Source organism: Vibrio sp. MED222 (assembly GCF_000153005.1).
In the GTDB taxonomy this organism is placed as follows: Bacteria; Pseudomonadota; Gammaproteobacteria; order Enterobacterales; family Vibrionaceae; genus Vibrio; species Vibrio tasmaniensis_A.
Genome location: NZ_CH902606.1, coordinates 30025 through 44887 on the forward strand (window position 1 = coordinate 30025; position 14863 = coordinate 44887).

At 41.9% G+C, this 14863-nt stretch carries 14 protein-coding genes; 9 read left to right on the plus strand and 5 right to left on the minus strand.

Annotated features, from left to right (window positions below; all coding sequences use genetic code 11):
* The first annotated feature begins 185 nt into the window (after window positions 1–185).
* Together MED222_RS21015 and MED222_RS21010 are read left to right on the plus strand one after the other, a co-directional pair.
* The gene (locus MED222_RS21015) at window positions 186–1790 is read left to right on the plus strand and encodes a mechanosensitive ion channel family protein (protein WP_032554995.1); all 1605 of its coding nucleotides are present in this window, start codon (window positions 186–188) and stop codon (window positions 1788–1790) included.
* Between the two features lie 357 nt (window positions 1791–2147).
* Window positions 2148–2981, plus strand: a complete 834-nt coding sequence (locus MED222_RS21010) for a RecX family transcriptional regulator (RefSeq protein WP_009844762.1) — start codon at window positions 2148–2150, stop codon at window positions 2979–2981.
* A 111-nt stretch (window positions 2982–3092) separates the two neighbouring features.
* Here MED222_RS21010 and MED222_RS21005 read toward each other — a convergent pair whose 3' ends face one another.
* The gene (locus MED222_RS21005; RefSeq protein WP_009844763.1) at window positions 3093–3887 is read right to left on the minus strand and encodes a response regulator transcription factor; all 795 of its coding nucleotides are present in this window, start codon (window positions 3885–3887) and stop codon (window positions 3093–3095) included.
* Window positions 3888–4191: 304 nt separating this feature from the next.
* Here MED222_RS21005 and MED222_RS21000 point away from each other — a divergent pair, with 304 nt between their 5' ends.
* From MED222_RS21000 to MED222_RS20990, 3 genes are all read left to right on the plus strand, one after another.
* Window positions 4192–5064 carry a DUF3187 family protein gene (locus MED222_RS21000; protein ID WP_009844764.1) on the plus strand — a complete coding sequence of 291 codons (873 nt, stop codon included), beginning with the start codon at window positions 4192–4194 and terminating at the stop codon, window positions 5062–5064.
* Window positions 5065–5219: 155 nt separating this feature from the next.
* Entirely contained in the window at window positions 5220–6260 is a 1041-nt protein-coding gene (locus tag MED222_RS20995) for a hypothetical protein (RefSeq protein WP_009844765.1), read from the plus strand.
* A 188-nt stretch (window positions 6261–6448) separates the two neighbouring features.
* A complete protein-coding gene (locus MED222_RS20990) occupies window positions 6449–6760 on the plus strand; it encodes a hypothetical protein (RefSeq protein ID WP_029222827.1) in 312 nt (103 codons plus the stop codon).
* Window positions 6761–6854: 94 nt separating this feature from the next.
* Here the strand turns inward: MED222_RS20990 and MED222_RS20985 are convergent, their stop codons facing one another.
* Entirely contained in the window at window positions 6855–8702 is a 1848-nt protein-coding gene (locus MED222_RS20985) for a M3 family metallopeptidase (protein ID WP_009844767.1), read from the minus strand.
* 221 nt (window positions 8703–8923) lie between these two features.
* Here MED222_RS20985 and MED222_RS20980 point away from each other — a divergent pair, with 221 nt between their 5' ends.
* From MED222_RS20980 to dbpA, 3 genes are all read left to right on the plus strand, one after another.
* Window positions 8924–9517 carry a hypothetical protein gene (locus MED222_RS20980; protein ID WP_009844768.1) on the plus strand — a complete coding sequence of 198 codons (594 nt, stop codon included), beginning with the start codon at window positions 8924–8926 and terminating at the stop codon, window positions 9515–9517.
* A gap of 217 nt (window positions 9518–9734) precedes the next feature.
* Window positions 9735–10643, plus strand: a complete 909-nt coding sequence (locus tag MED222_RS20975) for an aldo/keto reductase (protein ID WP_009844769.1) — start codon at window positions 9735–9737, stop codon at window positions 10641–10643.
* A gap of 148 nt (window positions 10644–10791) precedes the next feature.
* Window positions 10792–12171, plus strand: coding sequence for an ATP-dependent RNA helicase DbpA (dbpA, locus tag MED222_RS20970; protein WP_009844770.1), 1380 nt, complete (start codon window positions 10792–10794; stop codon window positions 12169–12171).
* Window positions 12172–12311: 140 nt separating this feature from the next.
* Here the strand turns inward: dbpA and MED222_RS20965 are convergent, their stop codons facing one another.
* The gene (locus MED222_RS20965; protein ID WP_009844771.1) at window positions 12312–12485 is read right to left on the minus strand and encodes a hypothetical protein; all 174 of its coding nucleotides are present in this window, start codon (window positions 12483–12485) and stop codon (window positions 12312–12314) included.
* 262 nt (window positions 12486–12747) lie between these two features.
* Between MED222_RS20965 and MED222_RS20960 the strand changes: the two genes are divergently transcribed.
* A complete protein-coding gene (locus MED222_RS20960; RefSeq protein ID WP_009844772.1) occupies window positions 12748–13584 on the plus strand; it encodes a DUF6279 family lipoprotein in 837 nt (278 codons plus the stop codon).
* Between the two features lie 82 nt (window positions 13585–13666).
* On the opposite strand, the gene MED222_RS20955 is transcribed toward MED222_RS20960, so the two are convergent.
* Window positions 13667–14290, minus strand: a complete 624-nt coding sequence (locus MED222_RS20955; RefSeq protein ID WP_009844773.1) for a 3'-5' exonuclease — start codon at window positions 14288–14290, stop codon at window positions 13667–13669.
* Between the two features lie 84 nt (window positions 14291–14374).
* Window positions 14375–14779 (minus strand): PPC domain-containing DNA-binding protein, encoded by a 405-nt coding sequence (locus tag MED222_RS20950; RefSeq protein ID WP_009844774.1) that lies wholly within the window; start codon window positions 14777–14779, stop codon window positions 14375–14377.
* Window positions 14780–14863 lie beyond the last annotated feature (84 nt).

The following is a 14863-nucleotide window of genomic DNA, read 5'->3' on the forward strand; positions in this document are numbered from 1 at the left end:
ATATTGGCTGTTGTTCTTTGTTGGTTGCGTACTCTACAGGTCATAAGAGGGGATTGGAACTCTCAAATATTAGATACAGGCTGATAATTTGCAAAGTTTTAACACAACATACGTTTAAATGCTTGTTATCCATCTTCTTTTTACTACTATTTATAGGGTCAATTTAGACAATAATAGGAATTAGTATGATGAAGGTTTGGCGTTGTCTATTGTTAATGTTGGCGTTTGTCGCATTTGGAAGTTTTGCGCAAAGCGTCGATAAAATAGCAGAAGTACAAGACCAGCTAATGCTGGACCTAGCCACATTAGAAACAGCGCACGATGCTGAAAAGCCGTTTCTAGAAGACATATTGCGAAGAAAGAACCAAGCACTACGTAAAGAGATCTCCTCTCAATTATCATCTGATAAGAAGCAAGGCTTAGACGCTGTTCTTGCCCAGCAAGTCGAGCTTTTACAGCATTTACTGTCATTGAACGAAGTTAAAATTGTCTCTATGAGCAAAGACAACCGTTCGGCTGAAGGGGATGCAAAAAAGCGTCTTGAATTGTTGATTCAAAAACGTATCGGAATGATGGATGACTACTATCAGCAACTTTCTAAGACCTTAAGTTGGTCAAAAGATCGAGGTGTTGATGTATCGGCTGCGGAAAGTCAGTTAAAAACCGCACTAGTTTCTCGTTCGCAATATCTGACAAATGCGATTCTCTACACAGACACGCAGCGTCAAGATTTAGAGCGCCGTTTGTCTTTTGTTAGTGAAGAAGAAAAGGCGACGATAAAAACTGAGTTAATACGTCTCAGAGAACGAACCAGCGTTATGGTTGCCAGCTTAGAGAAAAGTATCTCCATGATGGTGCCATTTGGTGTGGATGTCACCTCGTACAAGCGTATTCTATTAGCGACCACCGGTGACATTAACGCTGATGTATTGGATGTTGATGTTGCACTGGAGTTGTTGGATGGTTGGCTTCGTTCATTCAGTTCATGGGCTTTTGAAAATACCCCTTCATTTATCGTTAAACTCGCGCTTTTCCTCGGTATTTTGTATGTAACTCGCCTTATTGCTAATGTGGCTCGTAAAACCGTTCGTAAGAGTGTTTCGCACTCTAAAATGGACTTTAGTGTATTGATGCAGGACTTCTTTGTATCAATTGCATCTAAAGCGGTCGTGTTTGTTGGTTTGCTGATCGCCCTGTCTCAAATAGGGATTGAGCTAGCACCACTATTAACGGGTTTCGGTGTTGCGGGTGTCATCATTGGTTTTGCATTGCAAGATACGCTGTCTAACTTTGCATCGGGCTTGATGATCTTGATCTACCGTCCGTACGATGTTGGCGACATGGTCAAAGTCGCTGGTGTTCAAGGCACTGTAAAAGACATGAGCTTAGTATCGACAACCGTTCAAACCATCGATAACCAACGCTTGGTGATCCCAAACAACAAGATCTGGGGTGACGTGATCAACAACATCACAGCAGAGCGTGTGAGACGTGTTGATATGGTTTTTGGTATCGGTTACTCAGATGATATCGATAAAGCAAAATCGGTATTGAACGACATCATTCTTGCTCACCCTCTAGTGTTGAAAAAACCAGAGCATATGATCAAGCTTCACACCTTGAATACGTCTTCAGTTGATTTTGTTGTAAGACCTTGGGTTAAGACAGATGACTACTGGGAAGTGTATTGGGATGTGACGGAAACCGTGAAGAAACGCTTCGATGAAGAAGGCATCACGATTCCATTCCCTCAACGTGATGTACATGTTTACAATCACGAAGAGAACTAAACGAAAGAGCTAATCCAAAAAAACTAAGTACGGCTTAAGGTCGATTTCTACTTAATGTGATATCAAATGGACGCTGAATAAGCGTCCATTTTTATTGGCTGCCAGTTTATACCAATCACAGTAAGTAAGTGATCAGAAATAGCGCAGGAAAAAGGCTTGAGAACAAGGCAGAAATTTTTGATAAGTAGTTATTCTACAATCAAAAGTTCTAACGCCGTTATCGAGCGTTTTAACCAGCTAGGGTGAACAGTTATTTACTACGATTGGTATTATATTGAGCTTCACTCTTTTAGGTAACTCAACCACCTTAGAATTACGTTATGATGGGGTAGGCTTAGTTTGGACAGTTGAAATCGAATGGATGATTCACAGCAAAAAACGAATGGTAGAAATACAACGGTAAGAAAAGCGACGCGAATCGAAAGCGTCATGAACTCTGCGATGTGGCATTTAACTCAGAGAGATATGACAGAAAGTGAGTTGGTAGCGAAGCTCAAAGTGAAAACCGACAATCAAGAATGGATTGATGAAACGTTGAATACTTTGAAAGGGTTTGGGTATCTCAAATCTGACCAAATGTTTGCTGAACAATTCGTAGAACAAGCGTTCTCAGGTGAATTTGGTTCTCGGTATATTGTTGAAAAATTGAAAAAGAAAGGCCTGACGGACTCAGTGATTTCTGATGCTATCCATAAGGTGTCTTTCGAAAAGTCTATTGATGAACAAACTATCTTGATAGACCGAATCAACCACTACTACTCAAGCTTTACCATGAGCCGTGAAAAATTGGTTGCGACGCTGCAAAAGCGTGGCTTTAGCTATCAGCAAGTTAAGGTAGCGATTGACCAGCACCCACAAGCGCATGAACTGAAGAGTAATATTCAAATTAAGGCAGAGAAAGCCGATTTGGAAAAAGAAGTGCTTAAGTATGCTCGTAAAGGCAAAGGCTTGACTGCTATTCAGCAAGAGCTTAGACAGCGACAAATAGACACGAGCGAACTGTCATCGTTAGTCGATCGGTTAATTAACGAAGAGCAACTGGATTTTTACTCTTCGTGTTTAGAACAACTACAAAAGAAATCTTATGACCTCAACGATCACAAAGAGCGCTCAAAGGCTTACGCTATGCTAAGTCGAAAAGGCTTTTCGTCGGATGAAATTAAATTTGCTCTGAGTGAAGGTAACGAGTAGCCAGTGTCCTTAAACTCAAGAAATATAGAACTTTCAGAAATACAGCACCTTCAGATATAAAGAGCTGAAGGTCATCGAACACAGAATGATTTACAGGGTCAACAGATTGCTTTAACGCGTTGTGTGCAGGTTTTCTGTAATACCTAACCCATTACGCAACGCGAACTGAAGAAGGTCATTGTGGTTGTTCAAATCGAGCAACCCAAGCATTCTGTACTTATGCGATTCTATAGTTCGAGAGCTTAGATGGAGCTGTTCCGCACACTCTTTTGCACTTAGGCCTTGAGCAATAAGTGCCAACACTTTGGTCTGCTTCTTGGTGAGTAAGAGTAATTTGTCACTGTCATCTTCTAGCCGATTCTCATTTTGCTTTAATGTTCTGGCTAGTGTTGAGTGCTGCCAATAACAGAGCCAAAGCTCACAGACTAATTTTAAGCGCTGGATGTCTTCGAGATCGAAAGTGGTATCGTTGTCGTGAAAGTTAGTAAAAGACAGTGCTCCCCAGCGTTGGTTAAAGAGTTGCAAAGGAATGATGCAGTGCCATCGCCCCCCTTCTTTGTATAACTGCTTTAATACGTAATTCTGAGTGTTCTCGAGGTCGTCTTTCGAAAACGCGAGATAAGTTTTTTTGGTCTTTAGCAGCTTTAAATAATCAAGATAGTTGCCACCAATGAGATTCTGTTTATTGACCGGGGGTATGTTCGCTTTCGATACTGAACAAGTCTTTCCGTCTTCCAGTAAGACCATTGAATTAGGGTAGAGTGTTAAACGATCCATCCCGAACCAATCGAGTACGTCAAAGCTCGCCTCTGACCAGGTGGTTTGAAAACACTGAGGATCGCTATTGATGAGAGTCGTCGATTGCTTCATCAACAATTGTTCAAAATTTAGGTTAGTAGCCGACATACCTTTCCTCTATCAATATATTCATCAGGTTAATATACCGAAGACTATGCGTTCGTAAAGCACAGTGCAAGATAAGATGTTTACATTTTCGAGAGGTTCTAATTTTCGTTTTTTTATAACTCTTTAATCTAAATGTTAGGATGATAAGCGGTAGATCTACTGCATTAATTGAACGGTGTTTTTTAATAAAATCGGGCATTTATACAACCGAGTAAACACTGTGATAAGTTTAAGGGCGTTACTGAGTATTTCAGTCTCGATACTGACTTTTTTTCATCCTACTGCAAGCGCGAACGCATCCCCAATGTTTGTCTATGCGCAGTCACCTATTCATTCAAATGTGCTTTCAACACAACTTCGTTCTGCTCAGCCCAAAAGGGTGGGGACTATTGAGTTCAAGTCCTCTTATACCCAAGCCAGTATATGGGCACACACCGACGCTTATGGTCTTGATTATTACCAAAATCAATCGAATATTGCAGTTCAATGGCAGGCATCTTCTGTATGGAAGGTGGAGTTGGATTATCGAGTGGTAACAGCCAAAGATAATGGTTTAGACAGTTTTGTGATGGGTTTTCACGATCTGTTTGGTATTGGACAAAATGGCCGTGATGAAGTGGCTGAAGATCAGTTCACCATGGATTTTAATCATGCAGGGGTTCATGTGTCTGATTTTGAGGGGGATGATTTAACCAATGCGCTGACTTTTTACAATGAGCTTCTGTTGCATTCTAGAGGGCCGATGTCGCTCTCTGCTGGTGGCTCTTTATTTTACAACAACGTAAAAAGTGGCCGGTTTGCCAGAACTAGCTTCGAACAAGGCGTCCAACTTAACTACAGCTTTATCACCTTAAGGCATAACTTTTTTTCAACGGTAGGTTTGGTTCACCGTAACGGTGATGACTACTTAGTTAGTTTAGAGGGGTTCAGCGCAAGTTGGGCATTAGGGTACGAGTATATGTTTAATGCTCGGCACAGTTTGTTAGTTGAGTCTTTAAATTATCAAGGGTGGGCAACGGATGAACCAGATTTTTCAGAGCCGTCTAATGAAGTGGTGCTAGGTTATAGGTACCGATTCAATAGGTTTAGTTTAGAAGCCTTGATGACAGAGAATATTCGCAATATGGATAACAGCACTGATATTGGGTTTACGCTTGGGTTGCGCTTCTCAATATAAAAGTAATATCAACATATCATTATGTAATTAAATTCATCGCAACGATAAAATTCCAGTAGTTTTACGGTATATCCACAACACAAACTTTTGAACAATAGCGCTACTCCAAAAGGCCGGACTAACAAGGCCGAATCAATATATAGGTAGTGGTTATTATGAAAAAGACATTAGTAGCACTTGCGATTGCAAGCATTTCAAGTTCAGCTTTCGCGGTAAATACAAGCAGCCAAAACAGCCAAAATGAAGACATGTTCGCATTTGATTCAATGCATAAAGATCAATTCTCAGTATCTGGTGCTATGGGTGTTGGCGGTTACTACGACACTGGTTCTAAAGCATTCTACGATGACTGGGCTACAGGCCTAACACTTGCAGTAAACTACCGTAACAACCGTATTGTTGGTTACTTCGAAACAGACTTGATGGTGAACTACACAACAGACAATAACGTTTCAGCGAATGATTCAGTTAACTACAAGTGGACAAATGGCATCGATACTGGCCCTGCTGCTGATGTAGACAAAGCTTGGCTTGGTTTTGACACTGGTTTCGGTATCGCTTCATTCGGTTGGGAAAATGATACAGCACTAGATAAAGTTGACGGTGCTGGTGATAACACTTACGAGTTTGGCGCTTCTGCTGGTGATGCTTCTGACGGCTTCAATGTTGTTAAGTTCCAGGGTGCAACAAGCGGTATCGCTTACGGTATCTCTTACTTCGAAACGAAAGATTCTCGTAACAATGATAAGTTCGACAAAGGTGTGAACGGCTACATCGGTCTAGAGCAAGAGGTATTCAACCTATACGCAGGTTACGAAAACCGTGATTACGAAGCTAATTACGAAGTTTACACGGTAACTGGTAACGTAAAAATTGGTGACCTAACACTAGGTATGAACTCTTGGATTGATGACGCAGATTCTGAGAAAGACACGGGTTACTACGTTTCAGGTGGTTACGCGGTTTCTGAAGACCTAACAATTGCAGCTGGTTACGCCTCTAACAGCAATGAACTTGATGGCCAAGCGGACGTAGATGCTTCTTACATCAACATCGCGGCAATGTACCGTATTGCAGACAACGCTGACATGGGTATTGATATCAAACAAGATATTGATGGTGCACGCATGGGTTCAACTAGCGCACAGTACGACGAAGAAACACACGTATTCGCAGCAGCTTACTACTACTTCTAAGCTCTTAATAGCTTAATAGCTTAATAGCTTAATCGCTTTGAGAGCTTAAGAACTTTAAATCTGATTGCTATGGTGTGTCGCATGCCCGGTCGTTACACCATGTTCTCTTCGTTTTGCCGTTTAAGTATCCAACCGATATGTGGTTTGGCACTCAGTGTTATGAGTGGAATGATAATCTGGAGAATGTAATGGTTAAGAGCATTACTGCCAAGGGTGTTATTTACGGAAATGACACTCTGTTTACATGTAAACCGAATCGAAATGGATTATTTGAATTGGCGCGTAAACATGGAAGAGTTGCAGGTACTCGCCCGCAAGATCTCAAGAACAAGGTTTATGCTGAATCTCTTGATGAAGCTTGGAATTTACTCAAAACAGAAAAGTTTTATATTGTTTTGACAGGGCAGATATGTGGTATTCATAGGAAATCACTAAGAAGCCTTGATTCTGTCGACATTATTTTTGATGTTCAATCTCGTTTAAATTGTGTCACTGTGTAGGGTCGATGCTGTAAATAAAAAGGACGATTAAATATCGTCCTTTTTTTCGTTTGAGTTTTTTGGTTCAACCTTGCTTACAGATGCTCAGCACCCGCTATCGGCCGTATTGCCCAACGATAAAGTGTTCAAACTCATCACACATTTGAGAATTTGATTTGTCGTTATTCGCTAATTCAGTTGCTCCATCGACGATCGATATCTTCGCATTCAAATCAGCGACTGGTGCTCGCTCTCTTGTCGACAGCTGTTTGATTTTTTGATCTTCAATAGCCCAAGCTTCTTCTGGCGATAAGTTGCACTCGTCAGCGAGGTACTTGGCATTAAAACCTTCCCCAGTCAGGCTTTCGATTGTCCCATTATGATTCACGCTATTTCCTTGGTGCCAATAGTGCTTAGCTAACAAAGGGCCGATCTCCGGGTTATCCGTTAAGTAACCAAACTTATCGGTGAAATATGCACGAGTTTGATACACGGCCATATGAGCTAATAAGTAACCCTGATATGCGCAAGAGGCTTCATCCGACAATAGATGTGGAATCGCCATCAATGGGCGAGGGCTACAAGCCAATCCAAGAATCGTTTTCTCACTGCTACGAGCAAGAGCAGTGATCTTTTCAGGTGTCAGATCTTCATCCGCCAATTCGTAAAGTGCTCGTTCGAAATAGGGAACAACAAGAATGCTTCGTTCTTGGTAGGCTCTGAACGGTTGTTTGTTATCTATGATGGCTTTGATTAGCTCATCAGGTACTGCTTGGCCTTCTGAATCCAGGGCATATTGTTTTAGCCAATCGGCGTCATTCAATAAGCTGTCACAGAACATGGATTGAGTTTCGGCATAAGCCATCGATGTTGGTGCAAATTCTTGAGAGAAACAAGGCGCATTCATTTTAACATTAGCGAAATGTGCAGCGTGGCCGCCCTCGTGAAACAGCGTATTGATACCATCATAGCCGCTGCCGATTTGGTCGGGCTTGGCGTTGCTCGTGAAGTTAACTTGAGCGGCTACCCAAGTATCTTGGTCGTAGAAAGAAGGTATTGGCCCATGACAGAAACCGTTTGGATACTTTCCTTTACGATCAAGTAAATCTAATTTCAATGTTGCTTGTGAGTATTCGATATTAAGACGACCAAAAGACTCAACCCAACGCCTTAGTGATTTTGAAAAGGGTACATAAGGGTCGAGATCATTCATAACGTCACCAGCAAAAGAGTAGGTGAAATTATGGGCTTCTAGAGCACTCTGACCTTTTTTCTGAGTTAAGCTCTCTAGGCTTTGTTGATGGTTATCTCGCGTGCGAACTTCAAAGTCATCCAGAATTGTAAACAGTTGCTCAGTTGTCATCTGCTCGGTTTTAACGACGGAATAATCAAAGAAGGTTTTAAACCCCAGTGATTGAGCAAATTGGTTACGTTTTTTGATGAGTTCAATGAAGCCGTTAGCCAGCAGCCACTGCTCTAAACCTAATAGTGTTTGGTGAGCTGAAAGCCTAACTTTTTCATTACTATTGGTTCTTATTGTTGAACCTAGAACCGGTAATGACCCTTCTGTGTGTTCGCCCGCTTCATTCACGTAAGTCATTACATGATTCTGTTTTTTCTCAAACAGTTCAGCCTCAAACTTTATGAGTTCGGCTTTAAGCTTCTGTGACTGCTCAGACTCAATAGCGTGAGATCTAAAGGTCGCTAACCAACCATTCAAGCCTGTTAGCGTGCTCTCTTTTTCTTGAGGGTCTTGAATTTCTTCGATAGTAGCTAGCTGCGTTTCGATAGCAGCAATTTGCTCGGCAGAGCTAAGAAATTCAGTCCATTGGGTCTGCGCGAGTGTCGAGCCATCATGGTCGTCACTGATCCCCATATAAGTATCCCAAAAGAAGTCTTCTTTCGCTTTATGAGTCGCAAGATACTTTTGGTTCAATTGGTTGAGATAGTTCGTTGCAGTCATGGACGTTCCTTGTAAATTATTCATTAATTTCAACATTATGACACATTCATGGGGTGTATTGTGTGACGACAGATATAACAGAGTGCAACTCTTCTTAGTATCAAGTTTGTTAATCTTATCGTTGAGCAATATTTTTAGTTTTATAGATGTAAATCGAGCAGTTGTTTGTTGATTGGTCACGTATAATGCACGCTCCATACCGCGTGAAATAAGCACAAATAATGAGAACTCTTCCTAGCTTAATCCTACCTTTGTTATTGACTCTGAATACCCTTTCATTTTCTGCGCAGGCGAGTGAAAGCTGGTGGTTACGGACGGTATTCAATAGCAACCCAACTCAACCGAGTTCTCAAAACTATATTAACGATATCGATCTTATGGATTGTGGCGAAGTTGAAGGCACTCTGTTGTGCAGTGACTTAACCCAATATTACGATTTGGATGTTTATGTTGAACTGGAGTTGGGTGACTCAAGCGTCGAAGTGGTTCGCCTTAATCTGCCATATTCGAACCTAAGTTACACAAAGCTTCAGGCATATCTTCGTCAAGATGGCTTTGCTCTCAGTTCAATTCGCATTGGAGAGGATGATTTTGATGTCGTCGCTCAACTCGAACAAGCGAAACGTGAGGGAGTTGGTTACGACAAGGTAGATAAACAACTCGTAGAATTCATCAACTCACCACATCATTCCTCTGAGCAAATGAGTGTATGGAATGTGCCTAGCTCTTCCTCATCTTCTTCTAGTTCTTCAGCCCCTTGGATTCAGTTACATAGTGATGGTGACAACTTAACGGTTGAACTAAATCGCTTTTAATTGCTCAAATTTATAGATGGTTTCGTCATTCATCAGAGTAAACAAGCCTTTCAGGAGAACGGCTCACGGGCAGACAGCAAGTTATAATTCATTTAAGTGTTCGTTTTTCTGTGGCTCTCACATTTTTAGTAAGCGTTTACCTTTGCCATTTGTTATACGTTGAGCCTTCGGTAAAACGAGCTTAGGATACGTTCAGTATTGATAAAGGAGACAACCCATGGTTGCAAAAGTAACGGTAGCGCCACAAGGCCCAGAACTTTCTGAGCTGGTGCAAGGATACTGGCGTACAGCTGAGTGGGGTATGACCCCGCAACAACGTCTGACTTTCCTAAAGCAGCACATTGATCTTGGCATCACAACGGTTGATCACGCGGACATTTACGGTAACTACCAATGTGAAAAGTTGTTTGGTGAAGCATTAGCGCTTGAGCCAAGCCTTCGTGATGATATTCAAATCGTCACCAAGTGCGACATCAACTTGTGTGGTGACCACACTCCAGATCGCAAGATCAATCACTATGACACCAGCGCGCACCATATTTACCAATCAGTAAATAACTCTCTAGAGCGTTTGGGTGTAACCGAACTTGATGTATTACTGATTCATCGCCCTGACGTATTGATGGACGCGGATGAAGTAGCAGAAGCGTTCGCTGAACTACATAAGGTAGGTAAAGTTAAGCACTTCGGTGTCTCTAACTTTTCACCGCGTCAGTTCGACTTACTGCAATCTCGACTAGGTAAGCCACTAGTGACTAACCAAGTTGAAATCAACCCATTGAACTTCGAAGTAGCTCATGATGGCACGCTAGATCAACTGCAGATGAACCGTATTCGTCCAATGGCGTGGTCTTGTCTCGGTGGTGGTAGCATCTTTAGTGGCGATTCAGCACAAGCGATTCGTGTTCGTAATGAACTAGAAGCCATTCGCCAAGAAGTGGGTGCAGATAGTATTGACCAAGTAATTTACGCTTGGGTTCGTCGATTACCGTCTAAACCGATTACTATTATTGGTTCAGGTAAGATTGAGCGAGTGAAAACGGCCGTTGATTCACTGAAAATCGAACTGACTCGTGAGCAATGGTATCGCGTTTGGGTTGCCTCTAAAGGTCACGGTGTGCCATAAGAAGTAATTCGAAAATGACGATAAGCCAGCCAACAAAGCTGGCTTTTTTGTGTTCGCCTAACCTATTTCTTCAAAACTGTGATTAAGGTGGAATAATTTTCAAAAACACTCATAATGCACTCTGTTTTTCACCAGTTGGATATTTCCATTGAGCACTTCAAAATTCTCTTCAATCGCCCTTAAGCCAGAGCTTCTAAATACGTTAGATTCTCTTGGTTATACTGAAATGACGCCTATTCAAGCGTTAAGTCTTCCTACTATTCTGGATGGCAAGGATGTTATCGGTCAGGGTAAAACGGGTTCAGGTAAAACAGCTGCTTTTGGTTTAGGCGTGCTGCAAAACCTACGCGTTAAGCGTTTCCGTGTTCAGTCTTTAGTGTTATGTCCGACTCGTGAGCTAGCAGACCAAGTAGCAAAAGAGATCCGTACTCTTGCTCGTGGTATTCACAATATTAAAGTGCTGACACTATGTGGCGGTATGCCAATGGGCCCACAAATTGGTTCATTAGAGCATGGCGCACACATTCTGGTGGGCACTCCTGGTCGTATCCTGGACCACCTAGAGAGAGACCGTATTGACCTGTCTGAGTTGAACACACTTGTGTTAGATGAAGCCGACCGCATGCTGGAAATGGGTTTCCAAGATGCACTAGATGCTGTTATTGAAGCAGCACCAAAAGATCGTCAAACGTTATTGTTCAGTGCAACTTTCCCTAAACAGATTAAATCTGTTGCAGACCGCATCATGAATAACCCTGAAATGGTGAAGGTTGAATCAACGCATGATCACTCAAGCATCCAGCAACACTTTTATAAGGTTGAAGGTACTGAAGCTCGTGATGACGCACTAGAGCTAATGCTTCTTCATCATCAACCAGAGTCAGCGGTTGTGTTCTGTAATACTAAGAAAGAAGTACAGAACGTAAACGACGAGCTAAGCCACCGTGGCTTCAGTGTTATTGAGCTTCATGGCGACATGGAACAGCGTGAACGTGACCAAGCTTTGGTTCAGTTCTCAAATAAAACCATCTCTATCTTGGTCGCAACAGATGTTGCTGCTCGTGGTCTTGATGTTGATAACCTAGATGCTGTGTTCAACTTTGAGTTGTCTCGCGATCCTGAAGTTCACGTACACCGCATCGGTCGTACTGGTCGTGCAGGAAGCAAAGGTGTCGCAATTAGCTTCTTTAGCGAAAAAGAGATGCACCGTGTTGCTCAAATTGATGAGTACATGGATATGCCAATCGAACCGTCTCAGTTGCCAGCTAAACCAATTGCCAAGCCGTACTACTCAAACATGGTAACTATCCAGATTGACGGTGGTAAGAAAGCGAAACTTCGCGCAGGTGATATCCTTGGTGCGTTGACAGGCCAAGGCGGTATTGATGGTAAGTCAGTAGGCAAGATCAACTTGTTCGCGATGCGCGCTTACGTTGCTGTAGAAAGATCAATGGCTAAGAAAGCATTAGGAAAAATCGAATCAGGTAAGATGAAGGGTCGTCAATTCCGCGCCCGAATTCTGAAATAATTCGAGACTGAATCCCTTTGCTGCGATATGTCTAATTAACGAGATTGCTACTTAATGACATTGCAGTAAAGGGTGTTTCACAAAATGCCACTCAAGTTGACTCACTTAGGTTTATCGACCTAGTTCTCTATACCAAAGCATTATTCATCGGGTCTTATAGAATAAAGATCGTTGATATGTTTTCCCTCGCTAAGATACCAAGTCATCGCTTCCTTTCGATTGTGAACCAATATCGTGATTGTGGTTATTGAACCATCGTCAAAATAACAAAGCTCATATTCTAAATCGCTTGGATGATCAGGAATAGCGGCCATAGCTCCCCTCCCAAATATCAATCATTTGAAATACGCCAACCCAACTCATTTATAGGGGTTCGTATTGCGTCAAATGAGTAATAAAAATCAAGTTACATCACTGCCATTAATTATTTTTAGTTTAATCATTTGCCGAAATGGTTAGATTAGCAAGTCTGAGTCTCAATTTATCCGAAAGTTTTTACGAGAACCCAATTTTGTAGCTAATGTTATAAGATCGTCTTGAGGTTCGTTGTTGAGTAAAATGTTGTGAGAGGGTGTAATGAGAAAGTGTCGTTGGTTAGTCTTATTAAGCTGTTTTCTATTCTCTGGCTGCGGGACTAAATTTGCCTATAACAATATAAGCTGGTTTGCGGTTAGCTATATTGAAGACTTTGTAACTCTTTCCAATAGTCAGGAATCAGAGCTCGAAGAGCGCCTCGACTTATTACAGCAATGGCATAAAGAAACTCAACTGCCGTTATATATTTCGCAACTGCAAGTGATCCAAAACACAGATCGTTCTGATATGAATTCTGCTTTTATCTCTGAACAAAGTGACAAAATTAAAGACCATATTCGTTCAATCGCTAATAAGTTCTCTCCTGATATTTATGCATTAAGTATGCAGCTTACCCCTGAGCAAGATAAGGAATTCTTAAAGAACTTTAGAGAAAAGCAACACGAGTATTACGAAGAAAGATTATCATTGGATGATGAAGATTCGAGAGAGCGATATCGGAGTCGAATAGAAGATAGGCTAGAGCGATGGTTAGGGACGGTATCGAAAGAGCAAAAAAAGATTATTCTTGCTTGGTCCCAAAAGTGGGTAAATACCAACGATAACTGGCGCCAATATCAAAATAATACCTACCAAGATTTATCGACACTGATGGAAAAGAAAAGCGACTTAGATATAGCTCAGCCGATTATTATGAACTTACTTTTGAACAATGAAGCTTATTATCCTAAAGAACTGGAGTCTAAGCTTGATAAGAATATGCAGACATCAGCCAATTTTTTAGTCGATATCGTAGAAAGCAGCACTAATAAGCAGTGGGCTTATTTCATGGGTGAATTAGCAAGCCTTAAAGGAACATTTGAATCACTGCAGGAGTAGAGTCTTCTTTCGTTCTAAAGGCTAGTAGTTATCCATGTGACTAGCCTGTCAATCAAACTTGAAGGGGAGAGAGTTTAGATATTTAATTTTTGTTGCTCATCAGCAGCTTTGGAATAGAGCCTTTAGCGGTCTTAGATATTTTCTGCATCAGTTGAAAACTCGGCTGTTGAATGCCGTGGTCACTTTGAAGCTCATCAATCATCAATAACCACAACCGTGCTGTCATTTCTGAATCGGCTAACGCTCTGTGGAAAGTACCGTCGTTGTCGATATTCTTAAAGCGCACAAGGTCGCCTAGCTTATGAGTCGGCGCATCTTGGATTAGGCGGCGAGCAATCAACATTGAGCAAGCGAACTTGCCTGTGTAGTCTCGGCCAATAAAGTCTAATTCCGCATCGAGAAAGCGCTTATCAAACGATGCATTGTGAGCAACAAGTTGGCTGCCTTGGATAAAGTTTGCAAACTCATCCATCACTTCACTGCAACTGGCCGCTGTGCTTAACATACGGTTACTGATTCCGGTATAGCTTTCAATGAATCCACTAACACGAAACCCTGGGTTCATGAGTTGCTGAAAGGTGTCGACGACTTCGCCGTTAACTAATTTAACCGCACCGATTTCAATCGCTCGGTCACCCATGTTTGGTGATAAGCCTGTGGTTTCGAAATCGAGAACGATAACGGAGTCTGCGGAGTTTGGAGCCATCGTGTTTCCTAATTACTATTGGGTGGTATCGCTTTATATGGGGCGCTGGTGTTGCTATGGGTTAATCTATTGCGTGTTGTTGTTCTATTGCGTGTTGTTACTGATAGTGAGCTCAGTGTAACCCGTTGAATCATCATGCTCTCTGTTGAAGGTCAAAGTATCGTAACGGTGCACAATCAATTCAGCGGTGGTGGCGATAATCGTTCCCTCCAACAGATGACCGCCAATCACGTCACCATTTTCATCAGCAACGGATATATGAATATGCTGGTGGTTCGGGGTTAGCGTTGCCATCACAGATACGATTTCGAATGGAGCTTTGATTAGCTTGGTGTTGTTCGCATTAGCTAAACGAATATTGAGTTGAGAAACACAACCGACGCACGACGCGATAGAACCTGCCGAGATGTTCTGTGTGGTCACTAGTTTTTGTAGCTCAAGCTTTAGATCTTGGCCTCTAGTTAATCTCGTTGCGATAGGAGTGATCATCTTATTGCCTCAACTTTATATGTATTTCAAAGAACAAAACGAAGCCACATAGGGCTTCGTTTTATTTTCATTTTGGCTAACGCG

Bases quoted from the DNA above. Each gene is read 5' to 3' on its own strand.
- MED222_RS20980 (WP_009844768.1), top strand. From the start codon at position 8,924: ATGAGAACTCTTCCTAGCTTAATCCTACCTTTGTTATTGACTCTGAAT.
- MED222_RS20950 (WP_009844774.1), bottom strand. From the start codon at position 14,779: ATGATCACTCCTATCGCAACGAGATTAACTAGAGGCCAAGATCTAAAG.
- MED222_RS21015 (WP_032554995.1), top strand. From the start codon at position 186: ATGATGAAGGTTTGGCGTTGTCTATTGTTAATGTTGGCGTTTGTCGCA.
- MED222_RS21005 (WP_009844763.1), bottom strand. From the start codon at position 3,887: ATGTCGGCTACTAACCTAAATTTTGAACAATTGTTGATGAAGCAATCG.
- MED222_RS20985 (WP_009844767.1), bottom strand. From the start codon at position 8,702: ATGACTGCAACGAACTATCTCAACCAATTGAACCAAAAGTATCTTGCG.
- MED222_RS20995 (WP_009844765.1), top strand. From the start codon at position 5,220: ATGAAAAAGACATTAGTAGCACTTGCGATTGCAAGCATTTCAAGTTCA.
- MED222_RS20960 (WP_009844772.1), top strand. From the start codon at position 12,748: ATGAGAAAGTGTCGTTGGTTAGTCTTATTAAGCTGTTTTCTATTCTCT.
- MED222_RS20990 (WP_029222827.1), top strand. From the start codon at position 6,449: ATGGTTAAGAGCATTACTGCCAAGGGTGTTATTTACGGAAATGACACT.
- MED222_RS20955 (WP_009844773.1), bottom strand. From the start codon at position 14,290: ATGGCTCCAAACTCCGCAGACTCCGTTATCGTTCTCGATTTCGAAACC.
- MED222_RS20965 (WP_009844771.1), bottom strand. From the start codon at position 12,485: ATGGCCGCTATTCCTGATCATCCAAGCGATTTAGAATATGAGCTTTGT.
- MED222_RS21010 (WP_009844762.1), top strand. From the start codon at position 2,148: ATGGATGATTCACAGCAAAAAACGAATGGTAGAAATACAACGGTAAGA.
- MED222_RS21000 (WP_009844764.1), top strand. From the start codon at position 4,192: ATGTTTGTCTATGCGCAGTCACCTATTCATTCAAATGTGCTTTCAACA.
- MED222_RS20975 (WP_009844769.1), top strand. From the start codon at position 9,735: ATGGTTGCAAAAGTAACGGTAGCGCCACAAGGCCCAGAACTTTCTGAG.